Genomic DNA, 7,867 nt, shown 5'->3' with positions numbered 1-7,867 from the left:
GGTGGGGGAACTGTATCTGGTCCCCCACCCGGCCCTCAGGTACGGGCTCGAAGTTCTCGTCCAGGACGTGGCAGTCGGTATCGGAGATAGGGGTTCCTATCGGAATGTCGACGGTCTCGGCGAGGGCATCCTCGATCTCATAGGTCGTGGCCAGACACGATCCCTCGCAAGGACCGTACCCATTAATGAAGTGCTCGGGATAGGGCAGAACCCGGCGGGCGATCTCCGGCCGCAACGCCTCCCCCGCGACCAGCAGCCAACGCACGCCGCTGAACAGCACGGGATTCTCCCGCGCCAAATGATGAAACAGACCGGTGGTCAAGATGACAACGCTGACATCGCGGGCGGAAATCCATTCGGCGAGCGCGGGAGGGGATATGAGCACGTCCCGCTCCACGATCACCACACAGGCTCCATTCGGGAACGCCGACCACAACTCCAGCGTCGAGGCGTCGAATGACAGCGTGGACGCGTGCAGCACACGATCCTCCGGGGTGATCTCCCAGAATCCGTTGTCGATGGACAGACGCGCCACTCCGCGATGGGTCACCGCCACTGCCTTGGGCCGCCCCGTCGAGCCGGACGTGCACATCACGTAGGCGATGTCACCGCTCTTGTTCCCATGCGTCACCAAGGGTCCGGGCACCGACTCCGCAGCACCGAGGACGTCGGCGTAGCGCACATGTCGACCCCTCTCCGAGTCCCATATTTCAACGCCAGGGAGGATGACCGTCAGATCCGGGGCGACGTCGTCGACCATCGCTTCGATTCTCGATGCGGGAAGGCCAGGATCGATCGGGAAGTATGCGCCCCCCGCGAGCAGGATCCCCAACAGCGCTGCGCACGCCTCGGGGCCACGCTCTCCCACCAATGCCACCACCGCACCGGACGCCACGCCCTGGCGTCGAAGTCCACAGGCGAACTTGCGCGCCAAGACGCCCAGTTCCGCATATGTCAGCGACCCTTCGTCCCAACACACCGCTGGCCGGGCCGGATACCGCCGCACGGCGAGCTCGAACATGGCGGCAAGATCGGCGTTGCCTGTCCGGCTCCCATGATTCACTTCTTCACGCCTCATTGAGATCACCGAACCTTCGTCGTAGTCGCTGGAAACACCCATCCACCTTCCTGACCGGGGTGCGATCGACGGAGCATGTCTACTTCGCGAGCAGCCGCAGGGACGCATGCCTTCAGAGAAGCTATCCAGGCAAGAGCCGAACAAGACTGTGCAAGGCCTTCGATGTGTCGCGCTTTACCGACATGTCGCGCTTTGCCGCCCCTCGACGCTCTTCAAATCGGTCGAGTCGAAAGGTGAGTATCGGACTCAAGACCATCTCCCAGGGCGCCCGCACCATCGGACCGGCCCATGAGTGAACTGTTTCCAACTTCATCTGGCCTGATGGTGAAGGGTGAGGATGACCTGCCTGATGGCGGTCAGGCGGTTGGGTGAGCAGCGGACCTTCCGAAGGATGTACCAGCCCTTGAGCGTTGCGGCGCCCTACTCGCCGAGCGCGCGGGTGCGGGCATGGTGCTCGCGGGCTGTGGTCAGCTTGTGGGTCGAGCCCGACAGCACCGGCGAGGTCCAGATCACCGGCCATGTGGATCGGCGAGGAACTGGAGGTTCACCCCGCGCCGGCGGTGCTTTCCCGAGTAGTGCAGTCGGCCGCTCTCGCCCGAGAGACGGTCGGGCGAGCAGATCCACCACCTCGGTGACGTACCGGTGGACGGCCGGTGGCGGGGAAGAGGGTGCGGATTGTTTCGGCTATCAGGGCCGGGTCGTCGTTGGGGAGGTAGTGGCCGCCCGGGACGATCTGCGTTCGCAGGTCGTCTGCGTTGGAGGTGACTGCGGGCAGCATCTCGGGGGCCAGGGCGAAGTCGTCGGTGCCGTAAAGGATGGCGGTCGGGACGGTGAAGTGCTCGCGGCGGAACCGGCCGGTCATTAGTGCGGGGATGTCGCGTAGGACGTACTGCCAGTGCAGGGCGCGGCCGGAATGGGCCTGGGGGCGGGAGCGGACGGAGCCGGTGAACTCGTCCAGGTCGGCGGGGCTTCAGGCGGACGGGCCAGTGACACCGCGGCGGAGGTGGCAGCAGGTGAAGCCGGGCCAGACGCTGCGGGCCTCCACGAAGCGGTGCTGGACTCTGTCCAGCGTGGGCATTGCACGCATGAGGTGTCTCCCTTGGGTTCGATCCGTCGTAGGTAGGGAGGAGGCTCGGCGGCGGACGTTCCGTGCGGCTTGAAAGATCTTGGAGTGCGCCGGAGATGTGATTGAATCCTCGGTTATGTGGCCCTCGTCACAAAGATCACTTCCATGGCGGCGGTGGTATCAGCCGGGGGTTCCCACCGACGTCAGCATCCCCGACATCCCGGTCACCCGGCTGCTCGACGACGCCGCCGAGCGGTATCCGCGCAGGCCCGCGTTGATCTTTTCCGGGCGGCGGATCCGGTACAAGGAGCTGCGGGAGGCGGTGGACCGGTTCGCCGATGGGCTGCACAGGCTCGGGGTGCAGCCGGGCGATCGGGTGGCGCTGATATTGCCGAACTGCCCGCAGCAGGTCATCGCGTTCTATGGGCTCCTGCGCAGAGGGGCGATCGCGGTGCAGCACAACCCGCTGTACACCGAGGAGGAGATGCTCCACCAGCTCGCGGACTGCGGTGCGCGGGTCGCCGTCGTGCTGGATCGTTCCTACAAGACAGTGCAGGCTGTGCGGTCCAAGGTGGCTCTTGAGCACGTCGTCGTCACCTCCCTGGCCGACTATCTGCCGGTGACCAGTCGGACGGCTTTACGGCTGCCGTTGCTGCAGATGCAGCGGAAGCGCGAGGCGATCACGGCGGACGTTCCGGACGATCCTGGCGTCGTGCCGTTCCGGGAGTTGCAGCGGCGCACGAAGAAGCGCGTGGGGCAGCTACCGGTCGAGCCGTCGCGGCAACTGGCGGCGATCCAGTACACCGGTGGGGCGCGAGGGCGGCCCAGGGGCGCGATGCTGACGCATCGGAACCTGGTCGCGAACGCGTGCCAGCAGCATGCGTGGGATGTGGATGGGCGTCCGGGTCGGGACGTGACGCTGGGCGTCCTGCCGTTGTTCCAGTCGTTCGGGATGATGAGCTGTCTGATCGCGCCGGTGATGTCGGCCGGGGCGGTCGTGCTGCTGCCGCGTTTCAACAGCGACCGGGTGCTCAAGGCAATCCGCAGGTACCGGCCGACGATCTTCCCTGGAGTGCCGACGCTGTACGACCAGGTGATCGACGACCCGGGGTTCCGTCCGTCGGACCTGCGCTCCCTGAGGGTCTGCATCTCGGGCGCCATGGGGCTCGGGCAGTCGACCATCGACCGGTTCGAGAGGCTGGGCGCGCGCGGGCTCATCCAGTGTTACGGGCTCACTGAGGCGTCCCCGGCCGTCACGGGCAATCCGCTCGGTGGCGGGGCTCGCAACCTGACCGTCGGCGTGCCCCTGCCCATGACGGACGTGGTGATCGTGGACACCGAGGAGCCGACGCGGGTTCTGTCACCGGGCGAGGCGGGTGAATTGGTCGTGCGCGGCCCTCAGGTGTTCGCCGGATACTGGAACGCACCGCTGGCCACGGCGCAGGCCCTGTCGAAGGGATGGCTCCGTACGGGCGATATAGCGATGATGGACGAGGATGGTTTCGTCACCATTCTCGAACGTCTCCGGGACATGATCAAGGTGAGCGGGTTCAGCGTCTCGCCGTCCGAGGTGGAGAAGGTGCTGCGACGGCATCCGGCGGTCCACGACTGCGCTGTCGTCGGGGTGCCGGACAAGCGGCGCGGGGAACGGGTTGTGGCGCATGTGGTGGAACACCCCGCCTACCCTTTCTCGGCGGACGAACTGCGCCGCCATTGCGAGCGCTATCTGTCGCACTACAAGGTTCCGGCCGAGTTCCGCCCGCGCACGGACCTGCCCCGGAACGCCCTGGGGAAGGTCGTCCGGCAGCGGCTGCGGGACGAGGGCGCCGCGGCGGGACCGGACGTCGCCCGGCACGGGTGATCGGTTGGCCGGGTGGCCACATCCGGTTGAGTGGATGACCGCTTGCGGACCGTATTGGCGCAGAGTGTCCACACAGGTCAAGAAATCGTTCATCGTTCGCCCAGAGGGTGCGGAGATCGTGACCCGCACTGCGGACGGGGAGGACTCTCGTGGCCATACGCGCGCTGCTCGGCCGGGAGCGGAAGATCGGGAGTTGGGGCGGGGCGATGCTCGCGGTCGTGCTCGCCGTGGTCCTCGTGGCGGCGCTGGAGGCGGGCGGTGCGGCGCGGGCCGCGGCCCTGCCGGCCAATTTCCAGCAGAAGACGGTCTTCTCCGGGCTGACGATGCCGACGAACGTGGAGTTCTCGCCGGACGGGCGGGTGTTCGTGGCGGAGAAGAGCGGGATCGTCAAGGTCTTCGACTCGCTGAGCGATACGACGCCGAGCGTTTTCGCCGATCTGCGCAGCCAGACGTTCAACGGCTGGGATCGAGGCCTGCTCGGAATGGCGCTGCATCCGAACTTCCCGACCGATCCGCGCGTGTACGTGATGTACACCTACAACGGCCAGTTGGGCGGCACCTATCCCAAGTGGCCGTCCGCCGACGGAACCAATGACCAGTGTCCGGATCCGCCCGGCGCCAACAATGCCGGGTGTGTGGTCGCCGGACGAATCTCCGTGCTGTCCCCGGCCGTGCAAGCGCGCGCGGCGCTGGCCGGGCCCGTCAACGAGCAGGTCCTGGTGGAGGACTGGTGCCAGCAGTTCTCCAGCCACTCCATCGGCACGCTCGCGTTCGGCAAGGACGGTCAGCTGTACGCGGGCGGTGGCGACGGGGCGAGTTTCCAGTACGCCGACTATGGCCAGAAGAACAACGCGTGCGGCGACCCGCCGCAGCCCGCCGGGACGCCGCTGACGGCCCCTACGGGTGAGGGCGGCGCGTTGCGCGCGCAGGATCTGCGGACCGCGGGCGACCCCGTGACGCTGGACGGGACGATCATCCGCGTCAACCCGGACACGGGCCAGGGCTCCGCGGGCAACCCGTTGCCGAACGGCGACACGAACGCGCGGCGCGTCATCGCGCACGGCCTGCGCAACCCCTACCGGTTCACGGTGCGGCCCGGGACGAACGAGGTCTGGACCGGCGACGTGGGGTACACGACGTGGGAGGAGATCAACCGTCTCACCGAGCCGTTCACGACGGTGCGGAACTTCGGCTGGCCCTGCTACGAGGGCGCGGGCCGTACGCCCGGCTATGACGGCGCCGACCTCACCATCTGCGAGAAGCTGTACGGGGAGGGCGCCCAGGCGGTGACCCAGCCCCACTTCGCCTACAAGCACAGCGACAAGGTCGTGCCCGGGGAGACGTGCAGCGTGGGCAGTTCGTCCTCCAGCGGCACGTCGTTCTACGCGGGGAGCATCTACCCGGCGCAGTACAGGGGCGCGCTCTTCTTCAGCGACTACTCCCGCCAGTGCGTGTGGGTGATGAAGCCGGGGACGAACGGCCTGCCCGACAAGACGAAGATAGAGACGTTCTCCACCACCGCGGGCGGTGTCGTCGAGCTGCAGGCGGGTCCGAACGGCGACATCTTCGCCGTCGACGTCATCGGCAACAGGATCGTCCGGTTCGTCTACAACGGTGTGAACAACCCGCCGGTGGCCGCGCTGAAGTCGGACGTGACCAGTGGTCCGGCACCGTTGACGGTGAAGTTCGACGGCGGCACTTCCAGCGACGCGGACGGGGACGTCCCGCTGACGTACGCGTGGGACCTCGACGGGGACGGCGCCTATGACGACTCGACGGCCGCCGCTCCCTCGTTCACCTACGCGGCGAAGGGCCGATACCCGGTCGGGCTGAAGGTCACCGACACCCGTGGCGCGTCCGACACGGCCACACAGGTCATCACCGCCGGTTCCACGCCACCGGTCGCGACCATAAGCTCGCCCAGCGCGGGCCTGACGTGGAAGGTCGGCGACAGGATCTCGTTCGCCGGCACCGGCACGGACGGTGAGGACGGCACGCTGTCCGGTGATTCGCTCAAGTGGCAGACCATCATGCATCACTGCCCGAGCGACTGCCATACGCACGCCATCACGGGCCAGAACGGCAACAGCGGCGAGTTCGTCGCGCCCGACCATGAGTACCCGTCCTGGATCGAGCAGCGTCTCACCGTGACCGACTCCGATGGGCTGAGCGACACCAAGAGCGTCGAACTGCATCCCAAGACCGCGGAGGTCACGCTGGCGTCCAACCCGGCGGGGATCCCGCTGACCCTGCTGGAGACGGCCAAGGCCGCACCCTTCAAGGGCACGGTGATCGCCGGTTCCACCGTGTCCATCTCGGCGCCCACGCAGACGCAGGTGGTCGGCGACAAGGCGTACGAGTTCGTCGGCTGGTCCGATGGCGGGGCGTCCGCGCACAACATCACGGTGAACGCCAACGTGACCCTCACCGCCACGTACCGGCTGAAGACGAACCTGGCGCTCCAGAGGCCGGTGAAGGTCTCCAGCGTGGAGAAGGCCGGTGTGGAGGGCCCGAAGGCGGTCGACGGCAACCTCACGACCCGCTGGTCGAGCAAACGCACCGACCCACAGTGGATCGAGGTGGACTTGGGCGCGGCCCGTCCGGTGGGCTACGTCCTGCTCCGGTGGGAGGCCGCGTACGGCAAGGAGTACAAGGTCCAGACGTCCACGGGCGGTGGCGTGTGGACCACCGTCCACACGCGCACCAACGGGAACGGCGCGGTCGACGTCATCCAGTTCGTTCCGGTGAGCGCGCGATGGGTGCGGATCTACGGGACCAAGCGCGCGACCACCTACGGCTACTCGCTCTTCGAGATGGAGGTCTTCGACAAGTGATTGACTGAGCGGGTGCAGACTGAGACCGCCCGGTCAGGGCTCTTGGCCCGGCTTGCCGAGATCGGGCGCGACTCGGCCGGTGCCACCGGACGGTACATGGCGTACCGTCCGGTGTCCGCGGCCCCGCACGTCCTCCCGCCCTCTCCCCCGGTCGCCGAGCCGGAGACGCTGTACGACAGGCACGGCGTCCTGGTGGTGCGGGTCGGCGATGTGGTGGTGAAGGCACACCAGCCTGACCGCGAGTACGGAATACCGTTCCTCGACCGGATCGAGCTGGCCACAACGCTGCCGCACATCGTGCTGGGTCCCCTGGGCCCGCCGCTCGACGTCGACGGCCGATTGGTCACGGTCTCCCTGTACGGCGAACCGGTGGATCCGCAGGAGGAACTCCCCTGGGAGGACGGAGCGCGCCTTCTGGCCGCTCTCCATGCGGTCCCAGTACCGGCGGACGCACCGTCCTGGGGCCGCCCCACTCGTGTGGCCCGCTTGGTGGCGCGGCTGGGGAACGGTCCAGCGGAGGACGTGGTGCGCCGTGCGTTCGCCACCCTGCCCGCCTGGATCCGTGGAGAGGCCGACGAGCCTCCTGGGGAGGTGGAGTGCCTGATCCACGGTGACTGGCATCTCGGCCAGATGGTCTGCGCTCCCGGCCGGCAATGGCGGCTGATAGACATCGAAGACCTTGGCAAGGGCGCCCCTGCATGGGACCTTGCGCGCCCGGCCGCGCTCTACTCCGCCGGGGTTCTGCACCCCGAGGAGTGGGACCGTTTCCTGGGCGCCTACAGGGCGGCCGGAGGACCGGCGGTTCCCGCTGAAGGCGACCCTTGGACGGCTCTGGACGTGCCCGCGCGAAGTCTTGCGATCCAGATCGCCGCCACGTGCGTCATATCGGCGGTAAAGGACGAGCGACCACTCGACGGGCCAGAGCAGGCGGTGGTCGACGCCTGCGCAAGAATCTGCAGAGCGGGGGACGCGGCATGACGTGGCGCCGAACCTGCCCTACATTTAGCCTCTACCTGGGGATCCACACC

Annotated in this window: 5 protein-coding genes; 3 read left to right on the top strand and 2 right to left on the bottom strand. The window is 67.5% G+C overall.

What is annotated here, in order from left to right; genetic code table 11:
• The coding region (locus E1298_RS15100) for an AMP-binding protein (RefSeq protein ID WP_165975469.1) at positions 1–1,120 on the bottom strand (1,120 nt) is incomplete at its 3' end.
• A gap of 502 nt (positions 1,121–1,622) precedes the next feature.
• On the bottom strand, positions 1,623–1,940 hold the full coding sequence (locus E1298_RS15095) for an alpha/beta fold hydrolase (RefSeq protein ID WP_131893559.1): 318 nt from the start codon (positions 1,938–1,940) through the stop codon (positions 1,623–1,625).
• A 340-nt stretch (positions 1,941–2,280) separates the two neighbouring features.
• Between E1298_RS15095 and E1298_RS15090 the strand changes: the two genes are divergently transcribed.
• From E1298_RS15090 to E1298_RS15080, 3 genes are all read left to right on the top strand, one after another.
• Entirely contained in the window at positions 2,281–4,005 is a 1,725-nt protein-coding gene (locus E1298_RS15090; protein ID WP_131893557.1) for an AMP-binding protein, read from the top strand.
• A gap of 149 nt (positions 4,006–4,154) precedes the next feature.
• Positions 4,155–6,839, top strand: a complete 2,685-nt coding sequence (locus E1298_RS15085) for a PQQ-dependent sugar dehydrogenase (protein WP_131893555.1) — start codon at positions 4,155–4,157, stop codon at positions 6,837–6,839.
• Positions 6,840–6,851: 12 nt separating this feature from the next.
• Positions 6,852–7,817, top strand: a complete 966-nt coding sequence (locus E1298_RS15080; RefSeq protein WP_243725602.1) for a phosphotransferase family protein — start codon at positions 6,852–6,854, stop codon at positions 7,815–7,817.
• Positions 7,818–7,867: the final 50 nt, after the last annotated feature.

The sequence above is a fragment of the Actinomadura rubrisoli genome, assembly GCF_004349215.1.
Taxonomy (GTDB): domain Bacteria; phylum Actinomycetota; class Actinomycetes; order Streptosporangiales; family Streptosporangiaceae; genus Spirillospora; species Spirillospora rubrisoli.
This window is presented reverse-complemented; position numbering and strand designations above follow the sequence as displayed.